The sequence below is a fragment of the Desulfurococcus sp. genome (assembly GCF_038881575.1).
Lineage (GTDB): Archaea > Thermoproteota > Thermoprotei_A > Sulfolobales > Desulfurococcaceae > Desulfurococcus.
Map to the genome: position 1 here is coordinate 25,752 of NZ_JAVZPN010000008.1, position 17,441 is coordinate 43,192.

Sequence of the window (17,441 nt, forward strand, 5' to 3'; positions counted from 1 at the left end):
TAGGAGGGCCTTCACCAATGGAGGGGAGCTAACCAAGTATCTGAAAGATACATGTAGAAATGCTACATGTATAGCATTAGTGCATGGTGAAAAAGTAGGCGGCGAAATATATGTCACCCAGGGAGATATAGTGGCCAGCTATCTCGAGGTTGAGGGCGAGCAATTAAATGGCGCCAATGCGTTAAATAGGCTTAAAGAACTTAACAAGGGATATGTTGAAGTATATAGCTTCAACCCCCAGGTTATAAGCTATATACATAGACACATAGACACCCTAATAAAGGAGATAAGAAGTGAAATTAAAACATCCGGTAAAATAATGACATCTACGAATGCTATCCTTAGATTAATAGATATTCCCTGTTATATTGATGAACTGGAATTCATGGATGGAGAGGAAATAGTTTATGCCGATATTACATGTAATGATGAAGACCTTATATTATATACCATTCTTATATTACTCAGATTGCTTGACATATACTCTATAGCTCCCTCAATAATCAATTATTCTGCAAGGCTGAAAACCTTGGAGCAAGGAATTATAAGGGAGAAAATAGTGGAAAAAACACTGGAAATCCCCGATGAAATAACCAGGAAAATGTACATCGAGTTACCAATAATTCTCGCAGCAGTTGGCTCACACCTCCTCAACATTGGAATAAAGAAGCAACATGGAAAAATCATCCTCAATATTGAGGTTACACCACCTATATTTACCATGGAACCTAGCGAGCTGGCCTCAAGCATCTATAATGCTCTCGGCAGGTTCATCAGTAAACTCGAGGTCAACGTAGAATACGTGGTGAAAACCCCCATGGGTCCAGTGAAAACCAGGGGCAAAGCTCCTTAACATCACCACGTTGTTCACGGCCCTCAATAATAAACTTTAATAATTACCTGGTAAAATAATATTGTCTGTATTAGAGTGATTAAGGCAAAATCAATTCGATGGATGATTAGGGTTGAATCAGGAATTAGCAGGTAGTATCACCGAGTTGGTTGTAGGGGTAGCGCTTGCATACTCACTACTACTCTCCATAGGTTTAACAGGGTATATAGGTTATAAACCCCACAGAGCCAGCTTTAAGGCGAATAACTATGAGCTGGTTATTGTTTCAAAGGCTAATGAAAAAGTACAGAGGAGCCTTATAGAGTCTATAAAATACCATGTGTCAAGGTTTGGGCATGTAACCCTTGTTGTTGATGAGGGGGCTCCACTACTTAATACCCTGCGTTATTTCAGAGGGGTGAAACTCATAGTCGTCCCATCAAACTATAGAAGGGATTTAATGGGAAAGGGAAGAGCCTTAAACTACTTCGTAGAACACTTTGTCTCCCCGGATAAATGGTATGTATTTATAGATGACGACAACCTTATTTTAGATGATTCATTCCTCTATGAGATACCTTATTACGAGGCAAATGGTTTTGTAGCAGGTAATGGAATCCTACTCCCAAGACCGGGTAAAAGCAAGATGGCTTATGCAATGGATTGGATCAGGTACATTGATGATTTAACCCTTTACAGGTTCTTCACAGGTTTACTGGGAAAGCCCTTGATAGGATTGCATGGCGAGCTCTTAATAGTTAAAGGCGCTGTTTTAAAGGAGATAGGCTTCAATAATAGGTCTCTAACCGAGGACTTCAGGTTTGCAATAGAATTAGTCAGGAGAAAATATAAGACATGGCAATCTAATACCAGGGTCTCAATAAAGAGCCCGAATAGTATAAGGGATCTAATGATTCAACGTGGACGATGGTTCAAGGGCTTGATAAGTGATATAAAGTACTCGCCGACACCAATGAAGCTCATCGTCGGCTTTAGATCCTTCGCATGGGTCCTCAACTCGATCATCTCAATAATGTTCTTTCCGGTTCTAATCTACTTAGGCCTGGTATGGTATATACTGCCTGGAAGCCTCTATTATTTCGCATCATACACCTATGGAGTAATTAGAAGCAGAGAGCCATACCTATTCTTCCTCATACCAATATTCGGCTTCATAGAGGCTTCATCAAGGATTTATGGATTAATCGAGGTAAGTGATTTCATAGTAATAGATAAAAACTAGAACAATTATAGTAGAGATAATATATGAGGTGGATGAGATGAAATATTGTAATCAAACCTATAGATTCAGATATAATGATACATACCTATTCTTCGGCAACGGTGTTCTCCGTGAGAAACTCGGAGAATACGTGAAAAACCATAGGAAGGCATTACTTATCACCAGTAAAAGTGCGGCAAAGGTTTCAGGAGCACTCGACACGGTTGTTGAAGCCTTGAAGAGGGAGAACATAGAGTATCTCATCTATGATGGGGTCAAAGCGAATCCTTATACAAGTATGGCTGACGAAGCTGGTAGAATAGCTGTCGAGAACAAAGTTGACTTAGTAATAGCTATAGGTGGAGGCAGCGTAATAGATACTGCTAAATTCGCCTCGATAATTGCCACGACAGGCTTTAAGGCTGTGGAAATCCTGACAAATCCATCCCTGTCATCGAATGTCACGCGTTTACCATTGATAGCCGTGAACCTCACTCATGGAACAGGCAGCGAGATAGATAGATACGCTGTATTAACAATCGATGGAACCATCGAGAAAAGAGGAGTAGCCATTAGATACCCCGATATAAGTTTCGACGACCCGCTTTACAGCAGGACCCTCAGTAGGGATCAAACAATATATACAAGCCTGGATGCATTCTATCATTCATATGAGGCGGCTACATCAGTATTCTCCAACTTACTAACAATAACTCTCTCCAAGGAGGCTATAGAGATAATCGCGGAAACCCTGCCTAAAATACTTGGAGACCTAGATAACATAGAGTACAGGACTAAACTACTATATGCATCGATGATAGCCGGCATAGCCATCGATCAATCAATGACTCATTTAAACCACGCTCTTGAACACGCTTTCAGCGGATTACACCCGGAACTACCCCATGGAGCAGGCCTCGCTATACTGGGACCCATGGTCGTATACTACACGCATAAAGCTGTCCCTGAGGTCTCAGCTCAGTTATTAAAACCACTGGATCCGGAGATTAAACCAGTAAGTGAGGATGCCGAGAGGGCATATAAAGCCATCAGGGACTTCCAGTTATCAGTAGGTCTCGATAAGAGGTTAAGTGATTATGGAATAGATAGGAAGGATGCTGAGAAAGCGATAGAGTTCACCGTGAGAATGATCAACACACGGTATACATCTATACCATTTAAACCCAGTATCGACGTCTTAAGAGATATAATTGAGAAATCCCTCTAATCTCCTGGGGCCTCTAAATACTGTAGTTTTATCTTGCTTGCAAACAATGCTAATTTCCTCAACATATATTCCCTCTCCTTATTCCCTGTTTTTAAATCACTAAGTAGGTTGATGAAGAAATCTATTGTTTTATCGATATGCTCCACCTTAATAGGGTATGGTACGCCATCCTTACCTCCATGGGCATATGCATATATGAATGGATCTATGATGCTCGTGGTGGGATCCCTGAGTGATGGCTTGTAGCCATATATAAGGTCAGCCACTAGTGCTAGAGCCCTTATGGCCTCAGCACCAACACCCTGCACACGTAGTAATTCATCAAACTCCCTTAGACCCCTCTCCTTTATCTCTTCAGCTATTTTCTCCATTAACCTAATATTGGATACTGGACGATAGTATCTGGGGCACTCCTTGATTAAATTCCGGGCTCCCATTTTCCTATTAATAGATCCACTGTTGCTCCATGAAAGAATAGAGTGTTCGCCCCGGAGGAGACGGTTTACTTCCCCAATGTTTTGAAGCAGAGAATTAACCGGGGTTGATGCAATTATTTCAACAATCGCTCTCTGTGCATTAAGGCTGTCTGCATCAACGAGGTTGAGCGAGGGCTCCATCTTCACTGATGCTACGCCAGAATGTGGATCTCTGTTGGTTGTTAACGGGTGGTTACTTGTGAAGATATGGTAGCGTCTAGCTATCCCTAACTCCTCATTTAAGCCCTGCTGTATAACGAGTATTCCTCCCCTGGAATCGATGATCAAGCCATGAATATAGAGACTGTAGCCATCTTGAAGGGCTACCCCATCTATTTTGGCAGCCATTCTACTAGTGTCAACAACAGTATTGTAGTCGACTACATCCCCCACTAGTCGTGCTTCCTCGACCACGTTGCGCGAATCACGTCCCTTACCGCCTAAGACAGCTATCTCGTTATCCCTAAACATGCTTGGTGGGAACATGTTTTTCAACACATATAAGACAATCGTGGTTGATCCACTGCTATCCCAATCCATACCGATGACATTGTTGAATGCCTGGAACCATAGTGGGTCTGAGAGACGGGTTAATAATTCCCTCGGGCCGTAGTATTCAACAATATATCTAGCTATTAATCCACCAAGCTTCTTCATTCTCTCAAGCAGAAACAACGGCACATGTCCATCATGCAGGGGTAGCTCAGCAAAGCCGCTTGACATCCTACCCACTTATCCCTATTATTAAATTAGGTATAAACCATCCTTTAAACTATGATTATTAATCCAGGGTAGTAGCGTTAAATGGTTTCACGCCCTCATTCATTAAAATCGGGGCGATGCCTGCAATGCTGAATATACAGGTTAGAAAGCCGTCTAGAATGCTGAGCGGTATAACAGTTGTAGCCGTTATGACGCATCCCTTACCTTGCCCCGGCGAATGCGTTTATTGCCCAGGCGGGCTGGGATATAATGCCCCGAAAAGCTATTTCGGGAATGAACCAGCTGTGAGAAGGGCTAGGAGAAACCAGTTCCACCCGTTTAAACAAGTATACGAGAGGTTGAGGCAGTACGAGGCACTCGGCCATAATCCAAGTAAAGTAGAGGTAATAATCATGGGGGGCACTTTTCTAGCCCTCCCGGAATCCTATAAGAGATGGTTTATCGCAAATATATATGAAGCATTTAATACCTACCCATATGGAAGCCCACCTTTAAGAGTCGACCTAGAGTCAGCTATCCTAAGAAACGAGACCAGTAGGTATAGGGTTGTAGGGTTAACAATAGAGACAAGGCCTGATTATGGAAGAGAAAGACATGCAGATGAAATGCTATACTATGGGGCTACAAAGGTCGAGCTAGGTGTTCAATCAATATACGATGATGTATTAGAAATAGTGAGGAGAGGACATAATGTGAAGGATACAATAGAGTCAACACGGATACTTAGAGACGCTGGCTTCAAAATATGCTACCACATAATGCTCGGTCTACCGGGTAGCAATCCTGACCGGGATCTAGAAATGGTTAAAGAACTATTCACCAATCCCGATTTTAGACCAGATATGCTGAAGATCTACCCCACCGAGGTAATAGAGGGAACAATCCTCTACACGTGGTGGAAAGAGGGGAAATATAAACCATACAGCGATGAAGACGTCATAGAATTAGTCAGCGAAATGTACCGTTACATACCTAAATACGTTAGGGTAATGAGAATACGCAGAGATATCCCGGCTGATGAGGTGGCTGCTGGAACAAGATATGCTAATCTAAGAGAGATAATCGAAAAGAGGGCCGTCGAGAAAGGCATAGAAATACAGGAGATAAGGTTTAGGGAGGCTGGACTCCAAATGTATAAACATGGTAAAACCCCTGATCCCAGTAGAACCAATATAACCAGGCTGACATACGAGGCAAGTGGAGGCATCGAGGAATTCCTAGCCGTGGAGGATACGGCTTCAAATATATTAATAGGCTTCCTAAGAATGCGTATACCAAGCGAGAAAGCCCATAGATGGGAGATAGATAGAGATACCGCTATTATAAGAGAACTACATATCTATGGCCCTGAAACACCTGTAGGGGAGAAAGGTGTATGGTTCCAACACGTAGGGTGGGGTAGGAAACTAGTTGAGAAAGCCGAGGATATAGCCCTGAATAAATATGGGGCTAAGAAAATACTCGTGATAAGCGGCGTCGGTGCCAGAGAGTACTATAGGAGACTAGGGTATTTCCACCCCCCGGAAAGCCCATACATGTTCAAATATCTCAAGTAAAAACATTAGACTACAGTGACTCCTTCACAGCATTCTTGAATATCTCTAGCCCTGTTTTGGCTTCCTCCTCGCTTATCACTAATGGCGGGATAAGCCTTATCGAGGATTTCCCGCAGGGTAGTAGCACTAGTCCACTCCTCAGAGCCTTGGATACAATCTTATTCCTAAGCGCTGGGTGAGGAGTCTTAGAGCTTTTATCCTTAACTATTTCAACACCCCATGCTAATCCAATACCCCTTACATCCCCGACTTGCTCGACTTTATGCTTCAACTCATTTAACTCATCCCTGAACAATGGTTCGAGTCTTCCTACGTGTGGAAGCAGCCTCTCAACCACTTCCAGGGTTTTCAATGCTGCTATTGATGCAAGGGCATGACCACCGTAGGTGTTGCTATGTATCCCGGGTTGTTTAAAGTCGAGCTCGCTTCTGAATATAGTGGCACCTATCGGCACCACGCCACCACTTAACGCCTTAGCCATTGATATGATGTCGGGGACTATTCTAAAGTGCTCTATGGCGAACATTTTACCGGTTCTTCCAACACCCATTTGCACCTCATCGATAGATATTAGTATCCCATACTTGTCAGCCAGCTTCTTCAACTCTGTGAAGAACATTGATGGGGGCACCACGTATCCACCTTCTCCCTGTATAGGTTCAGCAAATATTGCGGCCACCTCGTCGGGTGGTACGAGTTTATCGAAGACGTATTCTTCTATGAACTCTATAACTCTATTGACTAGTTCAACAGGTTGCTCATAGCCATCGATATGCCAGGGATTCCTATATGGATTAGGGTATGGTACATGGAATACCCCGGGCATCCATGGGAATACTAGTTTCTTATGAATGTTTTTACTAGCCGTTAATCCCAGGGATCCCATTGTTCGCCCGTGGAATCCACCAAGGAATGCTATGAAGAACTTTCTCCCAGTTGCCTGCCTAGCTATCTTTAAAGCTGCCTCATTAGCCTCTGTACCACTATTCGAGAAGAACACCTTCCTAGGTATACCCCCAGGTGCTAGCTCGGCGAGTCTCTTAGCCAACATGACCTGGTATGGGTTGAAGAAATCTGTGCCGGCTCCATGGGCGAGCTTCTCTAACTGCTCTACAACAGCCTTCTTTACCTCTGGGTGGGTTGGATAACCTAGGTTGTTTACTCCTATGGAGCTTGAGAAATCAAGGTACTTGTTTCCATCTACATCATACAACCATACACCCTCTCCCCTCTCGATTACCAAGGGGAGTTCCTCCGGGCTATGAGTTGTTGTCGCAACATATTTGAAGTGCTCCTCTATCCAGTATCTAGACTTACTGCCTGGTGAGCCTGGCTCCACTCTTACCTCGGGCTTCAATAATTCGACACCCCTGCATGCCATATATATCTACACATATAAATACATATAACATTAGACTATATAAATGCTATTCGATCGATAAGCTCTATTGGGAATCCTAGTGAAGCCGTCTACCTATGGAACCAGGTCAGATGCACTCAAAGGATTCTTCACTACTCAGTGAGTACAGCCTTCTTCATCCCGTTTATTATTTACCATTAATATCGCCCTTAAAATACTTGCCTGAACTGTGTCCATGTTCTCTTAATAATATTGTTATCAATAAATTAATAAATAAGTGATACATACAATATATCGAGGGATCGATATGAGTGGCCGGGACACATGTATGTTACCCCACTTATGGAGTATCTGGGTTAAAACACCTGTGCTTAAGGACAGTGATATACTGGTGGCGTCAGCATGCCTCCCATTAGTCAATCCCAAGTTATTCAAGGAGTTATCGAGGAACAGGGTTATATTACTAGCGTGTCCTGAGAGAGAGTCACCAGCTCACTATGGAAAACTAGCAAGCATCATCAGGAGCTCGAGGCCTAGGAGTATCACGGTTGTAACCATAGACGGGAGTCCTCATTGCCTCGCCTTACATGCAAGCGCTAATGAGGCAGAGTACATACTTGGTGAGAAAATACCGAAGAAGCACTACGTGGTGGTTAATTCGAGCGAGCTCAAGGAGATAAGCCCTGACTCGATACGTGTTGCAAGATATTTATCACTCGTCGACGAGCTGATTAAAGAGAAGCCGGAGATCCTTGAGAAGCTTATGGAGTTCAGCATGGAGTACCGGAACTACTTAAGGATAAAGGAGAGGAACCATGACTAAAACAATTATGGGTATTGCTAAATCCGGGAATACTACTGAGGAGATGAAGAGACTTAGCGAGATAGAGGGTGTTCCTGTTGAGAAGATCAGGGAGGGAATAGCTTCGGGTAGGATAGTTATTGCTAGAAATATTAGACGTGAGAGTATAAGAACTACTGGGATAGGTGAGGGATTATATACAAAGGTGAACGTGAATATTGGGACAAGCGGCACGCTAGTAGATATTGAAATGGAGAAGAAGAAGACTCACATAGCCGTGAAATACGGTGCCGACACCATTATGGATCTAAGCACGGGGGGCAACCTAGATGAGATAAGGAGGGTTCTCTTAAAAGAGGCTGAGCCACTACCACTGGGCACAGTCCCCGTGTATCAGGCATGGATAGAAGGCGTTAAGAAATACGGGGGCGTGAGCTTCCCGAGTGAGTGGTTTATCGAGATTGTTGAGAGACAATTGAGGGATGGAGTCGACTTCATGACCATTCACTCAGCGCTATCCCTTGAACTAGCTAGGAAGGCGGTTGCTAGCACACGGATAATGCCGATTGTGAGTCGGGGTGGGGCAATGCTTGCTGTCTGGATGTTGGAGAACAATGAGGAGAACCCGTTTAGACAGCACTGGGACTACTTATTAGAATTATTCAGGGAGTATGATGCTGTTATAAGTATAGGGGACTCCCTAAGGCCAGGCACCATAATGGATCAACACGACGAGTTACAGGTAACCGAGTTGATAGAGGCAGCTAGACAAGTGAAACAGGCTAGAGAGCATGATGTACAAGTAATCGTTGAGGGGCCCGGTCACATGACGCTGGATCAGATCACTAGTAACATCACCTTAATGAAGAAGCTAACTAATAACGCCCCTTATTACGTCCTAGGGCCACTGGTCACCGATATAGCTATGGGCTACGACCATATAGCCGCCGCCATAGGCGGCGCCATAGCTGCTGCTCATGGAGCAGATTTCCTCTGTTATCTAACACCAGCAGAGCATCTAAGTCTCCCAACCATGGAGCAGGTCAAGGAAGGATTAGTGGCTGCTAGGATCGCTGCCCATGCAGGCGATATCGTGAAACTCGGCAAGAGGGCCTACCGTAGAGATGCTGAGCTAAGTGTTTACAGAGCTAGGTTGGAATGGAGTAAGGTACTTGAATACGCTTTCGATATTGAGAAGGCTAGAGAGATCTATGCACAGTTCCCATTATCCACTAGGGGTTGTAATATGTGTGGACAATACTGTGTCTTCCTATTGCTCGATAAATTACTGAAGAAGCCAGCATTAAAACAATGAGTGAACCATCATACAGAGACCACAATAACCTAGAGCAGGAAACGGTAAAGAATTAAACAATAGTTGTTTTCCTAAATAACTCTAAGCATGTTAACTCCCTGCTCCTACCTGTATCTTTATCAATTATCTTGAAGGAGGCTAGCTTATCCTCAAGTAGGCACACTAGCATCACGTATTCTAATGGCGTTGTCTCACCATTCCTCATGAATGATGGTATTACATATATCTTTAACTCCGCATTGTTTTTCCTAAACACCTTGTCAATGAGCCCGTAGATCCCTGAGAGGGCTGGTGTATCTCTCTCTAGGTTGAATAAATTACCTGATAAACTCTCTGATACCACCTCTCTGAACAGCTTACTGGTTTTATCCATATAGGTGTAATCAATTACTATAGTATTCAACAAGGGTTTTACACCGATTTCAATGAGGTGACCAATAAGCCTTAGAATGTTCTCGAGAAGACCTACCTGGTATTTCTCAAGTATTATACGTGTTAACACCCTGTTAAGCCGCTCCTCCAGGAACTCTGCATCTATCCCATCTAAATCATTGGAAACACACCTGAGAAACTCCTTGTATGCATTAATACTTATGAAAGGCGATACCTTTACTAGTACCTGTTTTGAATCAGCAGGTAGGTTAAGCCTGGATGCCTCATCACCAGCCACCTTATCCACGCAGGCTTTAACTATTTCTGGGACATTATCCCTGACGTCCTCTCTTTCACCGCGAATAACATGTAGTATTGTGTCAGTAAGAATACTGTGTATATTCTCCCCAGCCCATGCCAGCGTCCTAAAACTCGTCATGAAGTAATGGTAGTCGGCTGGATCATTCTCTACTAGGAGCAGGGTCTTTAACTGCTCCAAGTAACTCCTAATACTAGCTGGCACCAGTATAAACAATGTATTTGACTCGATGAGGAGCCCTATAAGCAGGTATGTAAGGAGCGGGGCTGTAATAATCAACCTCTTTAAATAACCTTCAACCTTGTCGACAACTATCTCGACACTATTGGCTTTACCGATATTGAGGCAAACATCTTTTGAATCACTGGTTGCCTCGAGAGTACATATGATTTTATTTAAATCAGTGAAGGAAACCCTATTCTTTCTAACCTCTCTTATGGTTTGCACTACACTTTCCACTAGATAGGTTATTTCACTAGACCTGCAGGAAACCCCTTTAATAGACTTACATATTTCACTGTATGGGTCAAAGTATTCTTTCAACTCCCCATACCTCGGTATAGGCGACTCAATTAACCTGAGAAGCAATCCCCTACTAATTCCCTCTCCCTCACTAGACACCAGCTCGCCCACTAATTCTCTCGCTATATTTAATATCTCATTTAGAAGCGTTCCCCTGATAATATGCAATGAGTCCTCGTTGAGTAGTTCAAGTATTTTTTCAGTAAACAAATATGTGGCTGAGTGATCGTGGCCCGTATAGTCAATCGTAATGAGGACTGTATCTATCGATCTGCCCTTAATAATCGAGGTAAATGGTAGGAAGTGCCTTGAATGCTGTGTACCTTTCTCATATATCCTCGTAAATACCTTGGATGCAATATAATGATCCGTTAATTTCATTATATTGTTTATCCTACTACTTTTACCTGACTGGGAAAAGCCTATAAAGCCTACTATCAGCGGTCTGCCATTTCTCCACTCTTCAGGCATCCCCAGCATCCTCTGCATTCATGAATTATTTATTTTAAATTATTATAGAGCTGTCTAGGTATATTATAATTTAGTTGAGAGTGGCGACCATGGAGAACTGGGTTAAGAATACTGTAGCATTATCCCTCTTATCGTTAATACTTGGAATAGCCTCGGTAATGCTGTTGGGCAGGTACTCCATGTGCATTGTTATAGGTCTCTCCATGTTGACACCGGGCATTATTAGTTTTACTCTCTTATTTCCCTACCATCTCTCATCAGATATTACTGGGAGGAGGATACTGCCTAGAGGCAGTAGTGAGATCAAGCTATTTATAGCCTCATACCTACCGATTTTAGTATTATACATACTACTCTTGCTAGGATACGGCCAGGATACTGTCGCCATCCTTAGGGAATGGCTTATCCCTATCTTAATCATACCAGGCCTACTCATGGTTGCGTTAATGCTTCACTACGGGTTATATAAGCCAGTCACGCGTGTTCCAGTTAAAATACTGGTGGCATTTATAATATTGCTGGTTGACACAACCATATGGGTTTACATAATACTGGCTACAGGAATAGCTGTAGCCAGCTGCATTGAATTAGCTATACTATATCTACCTAATTTACCCATTAATATTGAGGTATTTCGCCAACTAGTGATCGAGACATTATTTATAAGTATACCAGCTGCTTCACTGGTTCTAGCATTAATAGATATAACCATGTATAGGAAGCAACGTATCAATCAGGTCTCGAAGTACGGGCCTCTTCTATATAGGAAATACTTGGTTTCAAAGATATTTACGCGGTTAACCGCGAGTCATTTAATAGTGCTATCTCATGGACTCTACGATGACATCATATTATTTATAGAGAAATAGAGCTCCCCATGCCTCAACCAATCGTAATAGATGCTACCCTGGCGTTTTTCAGGGATGCTATTTTCTTAACTAACTCATCCACCGTTTCCGTAATCTCCCTGAGTCTTTCAAGGGTTTCAGCTTCAGCATATAATCTTATCTTAGGCTCTGTACCACTGATCCTTACCAGTACCCATGATCCATCATGGTACTCGAATCTATAGCCATCTACACCAATTATATTCAATGGCTCTCCAAGCCTGCCCTTCAACTCCTCCACCAGCTCCCTGTACACGTCTACCCTGACCTCAGGCGGGTCAATCACGTAGCTTCTTCTATCCCATGGGTAGTCCGGTATTTTCTCCTCCTCGAGTATCTTTACGAGAGGCTTGCCTCTTTCAACAATTAATTTAACAAGTAAGGCTGCCTGCCTTACTCCATCAACCCATGGCCCCCATGAGGTATCAATTAACTTCCATGGCTCTCCAGCCATGACGACGTTGCTTGCTCCGAGCTCCTTAACTCTTTCATGGGTTTTACCGAGTATGTATCTCTCAAGTTTGCCGCCGGCTTCCTCAACAACCTCTTCAATCACTCTACCAGTGTCCACGCTAACTATCACTAGCCCCCTTCTCTCCTCCAAGAGTATTTTCGCGAATAATGCGAGCAGTCTATCCTGTCGAATAAAGCCGGCATGGTGATCTAGGACTGCTAATCGGTCCGCGTCGCCGTCATGTGCTAGAATCACCGCTGGCTCGACGCTACCGTAGAGTGGTAATAGTTTTTCAAGTACATCCTTCCTAGGCTCAGGGGGTCTTCCCGGGAAGTAGCCGTCTGGACTACAGTTTACGGTAATAGGTATCCCACCTAGTAATCTGGTGACTAATGGTGTTACATAGTATGATGCCCCATTAGCACAGTCTATAACTACCTTGGGTTGCCAGGCTTTTTTAACCGGGGTAGAGGACTCGACGAGGTCTTTGATATAGTTGTCTAATGGGAGAGGATCGTGATTGGATTTGCCGGACTTGCTCCATTCAACCGGCTTCAACGGTGTTGAGACCAGCTCCTCAATTCTCTTCTCCAGCTCACGTGTAAACTCATACCCCTCCACATCATAGAATTTAAACCCATTATACTCAGGGGGATTATGACTGGCTGTCACACTGATACCTATACTCTTATATTTTAACCCGGCATATCCTGCCACAGGAGTTGGAGCTAGTCCAATGATGCTGGCATCTATTCCTCCAGCTGTTACCCCTGATACTAGCGCGTGAACCAGGACATGACTAGTGGTCCTTGTATCATAGACTAAGTGGCTGGTATCCGACAACCCAAGCCTGCTGAGGCTGAGGCCTATCCTATATGCAAGGATGGGATCCAGTTCTTCAGGGTACTTCATTCGTATACCAGCTGTGCCAAACAACCTCATTATCAACAACCTCTATTACACTGAATTAATCCATTATTCTTCATTAAAAACCTGTTAATACATGTTAATACATGGTATATTGGTAGTGAACAAGGTATGAGTATATATAGGCCTGGGAAGGATAAGAAACAGGTAATCGATGATATGTTAAAAGACCTAGATCCATCTCTAAGAGAGATAGCAAGGGTCATCCTTGAAAACATGAGCCTTGAGGAGCTGGTTGAAGTAGATAGAGAGGAACTATATAAACGGTTAAAAAAGCAGGCTAAGCAATGATTAGCTGATACGTGATTATAGGGTTTTTATTCCTGGATCTACTAGGAGATAGATTAAGGAATATTAGGAAGTGAATGGAAAAAAGAAAGATGCCTATTAAAAATCCTTTACCGCCTATTCTCCCATAACCATCGACATAACTGCCTTCTGGACGTGGAGCCTGTTTTCTGCTTCCTCAAAGTACAGACTCTTCTCATAGCTGTCTAGGACTTCATCTGTTACCTCCTGTCCTCTATCAGCTGGTCCACAATGCATGTAGTATGGCTTACCCGCCTTCTCAAGCCTCTCCATGGTTACAATCCAGTTCTTGAATTTATCCTGGTATGCCTTAGCCCCCTCCTTATCTACAACATTATTGTATGGTGGGAAGAAGCCTTTAGGGCTCCATGCCTTCGGGTAGACTATTGTCGCACCCTCGAATGCTTCATCCATGTCGTGGACGATCTTGAACTCGCTTCCCCAGTGCTCGGCATACTTCTTAGCTATCTGCATTGCTTCATCCATTAACTCGAAGCCTGGTGGGTGAGCCACATACACGTCTGCACCAAGCAGTGCGAACATGCTTGCCACATCCTGTGGTACAGCCAATGGTTTCAGCCCACCGCTATATGCATAGCTCACGACAACTTTTTTGCCTCTAAGATCCCTGGGCCAACCTAGTGCTTCAAGTGCTGCCTGTGCATCAGCTAGCGACTGGAATGGATGCCACACGTCATCCTCCATGTTTAACACTGGAATATCAGCCCACTTAGCGAATTCCCTTATTATTCTATGTCCACGCCCGATTACCCATTTAGCGGCATCACCATATATTCTTATAGCTATGCCATCCCCATACCTGCTTAGAACCCTCGCTACATCACTTATAGCCTCTGTCTGATATGGTATCATGTCTTCAGGCAGTGTGGGGGCATAAACCTGGTCAGGACTAATATAGGTGGCCTGCCCACCCAGCTGATACACACCAGTCTGGAAGCTGTTCCTCGTCCTCAGGCTTTTATTATAGAATATCAGGTACAGCATCTTCCCTTCAAGCCAATTTACTTTTCTAACACCACTATGATACAACTGCTTCAACTCTTTAGCGGCCTGTAGAACCTTGAATATCGTGTCTATATCATAGTCGTAGTTAGAGAGCCAATCCTTGCCTTTTAGATATCCCACGAACCAGGGTTTATGTCTTCCCATACCACTCTCACTTACCTAGATTTATTGATCCATAAGTATTATCCGGTTGAATTAATAAATTTTAATCATGAGAGCCCACAACCAGTGGGATATATAACAGTGCCAGGGTTCCACACTCGTCTCTCTAAGTAGCTTGATCCCACTTATCCCTGGAGGCTATGAATAAAAATAAATTAATGAGAATATGCACATCTAGGGGTAAGCAGGTGGTATGGTAAAGACCTAAGCATGGCTATGATGACTAGTCCTAGACCTGGTGAAGAGTTGAGTTATTCGGTTAAATAGTTAGCTGGGAACATTAATATTATGTTCGTTGCATGGATCAATACCGGGCCTCAGTGTGAACAGCTATGAGCACTGAAACCATAAGAAGCTATGTCGGTGAAAATAAGGTTATTATTTGTATTGGCACACGGAACCCAGCTAAAATCAGGGGGGTAACCAATGCATTTAAGAGGTTCTTCAACGAGGTTGAAGTTAAGTATATTAATCCATCAATCAATCTTGTACCACAACCAATAGGCCTGGAAAACGTTATAGATGGGGCTAGGAGAAGGGCTCTCCATGCCATGGATAAGCTCAGGGATTGCAGCTACGGTGTCGGCATCGAAGCCGGATGGGTACTAATCAATGGAGAATATTATGACTTGGAAGCAGCATGGATTCAGAGATGGGATGGCGTGGGTTCGCTAGGATTCTCTCCAGCATTTAAGATACCCCGGTTATTCGCTGAGAAAATACTTGATGGTAGTAGGAAGGAGCTGGAAGATGTAGTGAACGAATACTATGGCACCGAGAACATTGGAGATAAGGGAGGCTTTATAGGTGTGTTAACGAAGAACATTGTCATCCGCTCTGATCTAAGCTATATGGCTACATTAATGGCTTTAATACCATTTATAAACGAGGATCTCTATATTAGGGGAAAAGATACATGGTAAAGCATAATTCAGGTGAGGCCTAATATCCTATTAGTAACCATAGGTCACTCCATAATACAGCGATAATTATTTGCATCGTTGTTGATATAAGAGCTATCCTAAGCCATTCACTCCATGAAATCCCCATTTTTTCCCTCTCAGCCATAGAGACAGCAACTATGTTAGCTGTAGAACCTATCGGTGTATAGTTACCTCCAAACACTCCACCATAGAGCAGGGCGAAGTATGATACCCTACTTAAACCCAGCTGGACGAGTACTTTAACAGGCTGAATTAATGTCACTATCACAGAGAGATTGTCTAGTACACTACTTAACGCCGCAGAACCTATTAATAATATATCTGCAGTAATAGCATTACCCTCAAAGCCGCTTAGACTCGAGGCCGACGCGATAACGTATGCTATCTTCGCTATAGCACCAGTATAGCTAAGTGAGTATGATAGAATAAATAAGGCGATGAAGAACAGCATCGACGGCCAGTCTACAGCCGACTCAATTAACTTGTTTATGCTGGATGGATCAGTTACGAACATCGCTATTGCTATAGAGAAGAACGGGATGAAAGCCAGCAATGCATGCGGGTCAATGCTGACGCCCGTAAGTATGCTCATTAAACTAGCAAGATACTCACTTGAGACTACCAGGGCAACGAAGAATATTAGTATAAAGATGCTTGTCTTAAAATGCTTGACCTCGATGCCGGAAACATCGATTGTTCTAGCAACACTTAACTTGCTTATTAATTCCCTAGATCGTTCCAGTTCCTGATCGAGCGCCTTTGTATAATCCCTCAGCACTAGCTTGAAAAGTAGTACTAGAACCATAAGCTCCAGCAGTGATAACGTGAGGCATTTTACTATGAACTCGCTGACCGCTATATTTGCTGTAAACGCGATGTATATACCTATAGGGTTACCTATCGGTAGTGCTACGCTACCAGTGTTCGTAGCGAGCACGGTGAATATTATTAATGGCTTTAAATCTATCCTCATTACCCTCTTAAGCTCCAGAATAACCATGATAGCATAGATTATGCTTGTAACCTCACCGAGAATCATGCTTAATACAGCTGAGAAAATACCGAGAAGCATAAGTAATCCAAGCGATGACCTACTCTTACTCAACAGTGAAACCGCGAGCCTATTGAAAACCCCTGTCTCCCTGAGTATACCTGCCAACGTCATTGAGCCTATGAGAAATAATAGTAGCCTCCAGTCAATAGCTTTGACCACCAGGTCCTGGGGCGGCACAATAGCGCTCATCACCAGTATACCTATGCCCGAAATAGCAGCTGCCACACGCCACTCCATCTTTATAATTGTTACTACTATCACGGTAAAGAATATTGTCAATGTAATAGCTTGTGTAAGGTCGGCATATTCGCTATCTAAGTCTACTGGAGCACCCCTATATTCTGTTACAACCTCGGTTATTTTACTCCCGATAGGCCCGGTTAAATGTACCATGCTCGTGAACAGATATGATAAAGTAAATATCACAGCTATATAGATGACGAGCTTAATCATTGTTTTCAAAGCCGTCACCATACTTTC

15 protein-coding genes are annotated in these 17,441 nt (G+C 43.3%); 9 read left to right on the forward strand and 6 right to left on the reverse strand.

The genetic code is table 11. The features are described from left to right. From QXV08_RS08015 to QXV08_RS08025, 3 genes are all read left to right on the forward strand, one after another. Positions 1–853, forward strand: an 853-nt coding sequence (locus tag QXV08_RS08015) for a hypothetical protein (protein WP_342821469.1), incomplete at its 5' end; no start/stop codon positions are given. 112 nt (positions 854–965) lie between these two features. Further along, complete coding sequence (locus QXV08_RS08020; RefSeq protein ID WP_342781257.1) at positions 966–2,075, forward strand: glycosyltransferase family 2 protein; 1,110 nt, start codon at positions 966–968, stop codon at positions 2,073–2,075. A gap of 37 nt (positions 2,076–2,112) precedes the next feature. Then, a complete protein-coding gene (locus QXV08_RS08025) occupies positions 2,113–3,282 on the forward strand; it encodes an iron-containing alcohol dehydrogenase (RefSeq protein ID WP_342781256.1) in 1,170 nt (389 codons plus the stop codon). Here QXV08_RS08025 and QXV08_RS08030 read toward each other — a convergent pair. After that, complete coding sequence (locus tag QXV08_RS08030) at positions 3,279–4,481, reverse strand: DUF763 domain-containing protein (protein WP_342781255.1); 1,203 nt, start codon at positions 4,479–4,481, stop codon at positions 3,279–3,281. The genes QXV08_RS08025 and QXV08_RS08030 overlap by 4 nt on opposite strands. Before the next feature lie 125 nt (positions 4,482–4,606). Here QXV08_RS08030 and QXV08_RS08035 point away from each other — a divergent pair, with 125 nt between their 5' ends. Continuing rightward, positions 4,607–6,037: an elongator complex protein 3 gene (locus QXV08_RS08035; protein WP_404991031.1), complete on the forward strand. Its 1,431-nt coding sequence runs from the start codon at positions 4,607–4,609 to the stop codon at positions 6,035–6,037. Positions 6,038–6,047: 10 nt separating this feature from the next. On the opposite strand, the gene QXV08_RS08040 is transcribed toward QXV08_RS08035, so the two are convergent. Next, positions 6,048–7,394: an acetyl ornithine aminotransferase family protein gene (locus QXV08_RS08040; protein WP_342786769.1), complete on the reverse strand. Its 1,347-nt coding sequence runs from the start codon at positions 7,392–7,394 to the stop codon at positions 6,048–6,050. 310 nt (positions 7,395–7,704) lie between these two features. Between QXV08_RS08040 and QXV08_RS08045 the strand changes: the two genes are divergently transcribed. Together QXV08_RS08045 and thiC are read left to right on the forward strand one after the other, a co-directional pair. Further along, positions 7,705–8,220, forward strand: a complete 516-nt coding sequence (locus QXV08_RS08045) for a 4Fe-4S ferredoxin (RefSeq protein WP_342786770.1) — start codon at positions 7,705–7,707, stop codon at positions 8,218–8,220. Then, positions 8,213–9,514, forward strand: coding sequence for a phosphomethylpyrimidine synthase ThiC (gene thiC, locus QXV08_RS08050; RefSeq protein ID WP_342786126.1), 1,302 nt, complete (start codon positions 8,213–8,215; stop codon positions 9,512–9,514). The genes QXV08_RS08045 and thiC overlap by 8 nt, the downstream gene beginning before the upstream one ends. Positions 9,515–9,566: 52 nt before the next feature. Here the strand turns inward: thiC and QXV08_RS08055 are convergent, their stop codons facing one another. After that, a complete protein-coding gene (locus tag QXV08_RS08055; protein WP_342781252.1) occupies positions 9,567–11,216 on the reverse strand; it encodes a hypothetical protein in 1,650 nt (549 codons plus the stop codon). A gap of 71 nt (positions 11,217–11,287) precedes the next feature. Between QXV08_RS08055 and QXV08_RS08060 the strand changes: the two genes are divergently transcribed. Further along, positions 11,288–12,067 (forward strand): hypothetical protein, encoded by a 780-nt coding sequence (locus tag QXV08_RS08060; protein ID WP_342786130.1) that lies wholly within the window; start codon positions 11,288–11,290, stop codon positions 12,065–12,067. A gap of 13 nt (positions 12,068–12,080) precedes the next feature. On the opposite strand, the gene QXV08_RS08065 is transcribed toward QXV08_RS08060, so the two are convergent. Next, positions 12,081–13,481 (reverse strand): hypothetical protein, encoded by a 1,401-nt coding sequence (locus tag QXV08_RS08065; protein ID WP_342781250.1) that lies wholly within the window; start codon positions 13,479–13,481, stop codon positions 12,081–12,083. Positions 13,482–13,577: 96 nt separating this feature from the next. Here QXV08_RS08065 and QXV08_RS08070 point away from each other — a divergent pair, with 96 nt between their 5' ends. Further along, positions 13,578–13,757 (forward strand): hypothetical protein, encoded by a 180-nt coding sequence (locus QXV08_RS08070; RefSeq protein WP_014767009.1) that lies wholly within the window; start codon positions 13,578–13,580, stop codon positions 13,755–13,757. 114 nt (positions 13,758–13,871) lie between these two features. On the opposite strand, the gene QXV08_RS08075 is transcribed toward QXV08_RS08070, so the two are convergent. Then, complete coding sequence (locus QXV08_RS08075) at positions 13,872–14,945, reverse strand: ornithine carbamoyltransferase (RefSeq protein ID WP_014767008.1); 1,074 nt, start codon at positions 14,943–14,945, stop codon at positions 13,872–13,874. A 350-nt stretch (positions 14,946–15,295) separates the two neighbouring features. Between QXV08_RS08075 and yjjX the strand changes: the two genes are divergently transcribed. Continuing rightward, positions 15,296–15,886 carry an inosine/xanthosine triphosphatase gene (gene yjjX, locus QXV08_RS08080; protein WP_342786133.1) on the forward strand — a complete coding sequence of 197 codons (591 nt, stop codon included), beginning with the start codon at positions 15,296–15,298 and terminating at the stop codon, positions 15,884–15,886. A gap of 19 nt (positions 15,887–15,905) precedes the next feature. Here the strand turns inward: yjjX and QXV08_RS08085 are convergent, their stop codons facing one another. Beyond that, positions 15,906–17,435 (reverse strand): SLC13 family permease, encoded by a 1,530-nt coding sequence (locus tag QXV08_RS08085; protein WP_342788209.1) that lies wholly within the window; start codon positions 17,433–17,435, stop codon positions 15,906–15,908. Positions 17,436–17,441 lie beyond the last annotated feature (6 nt).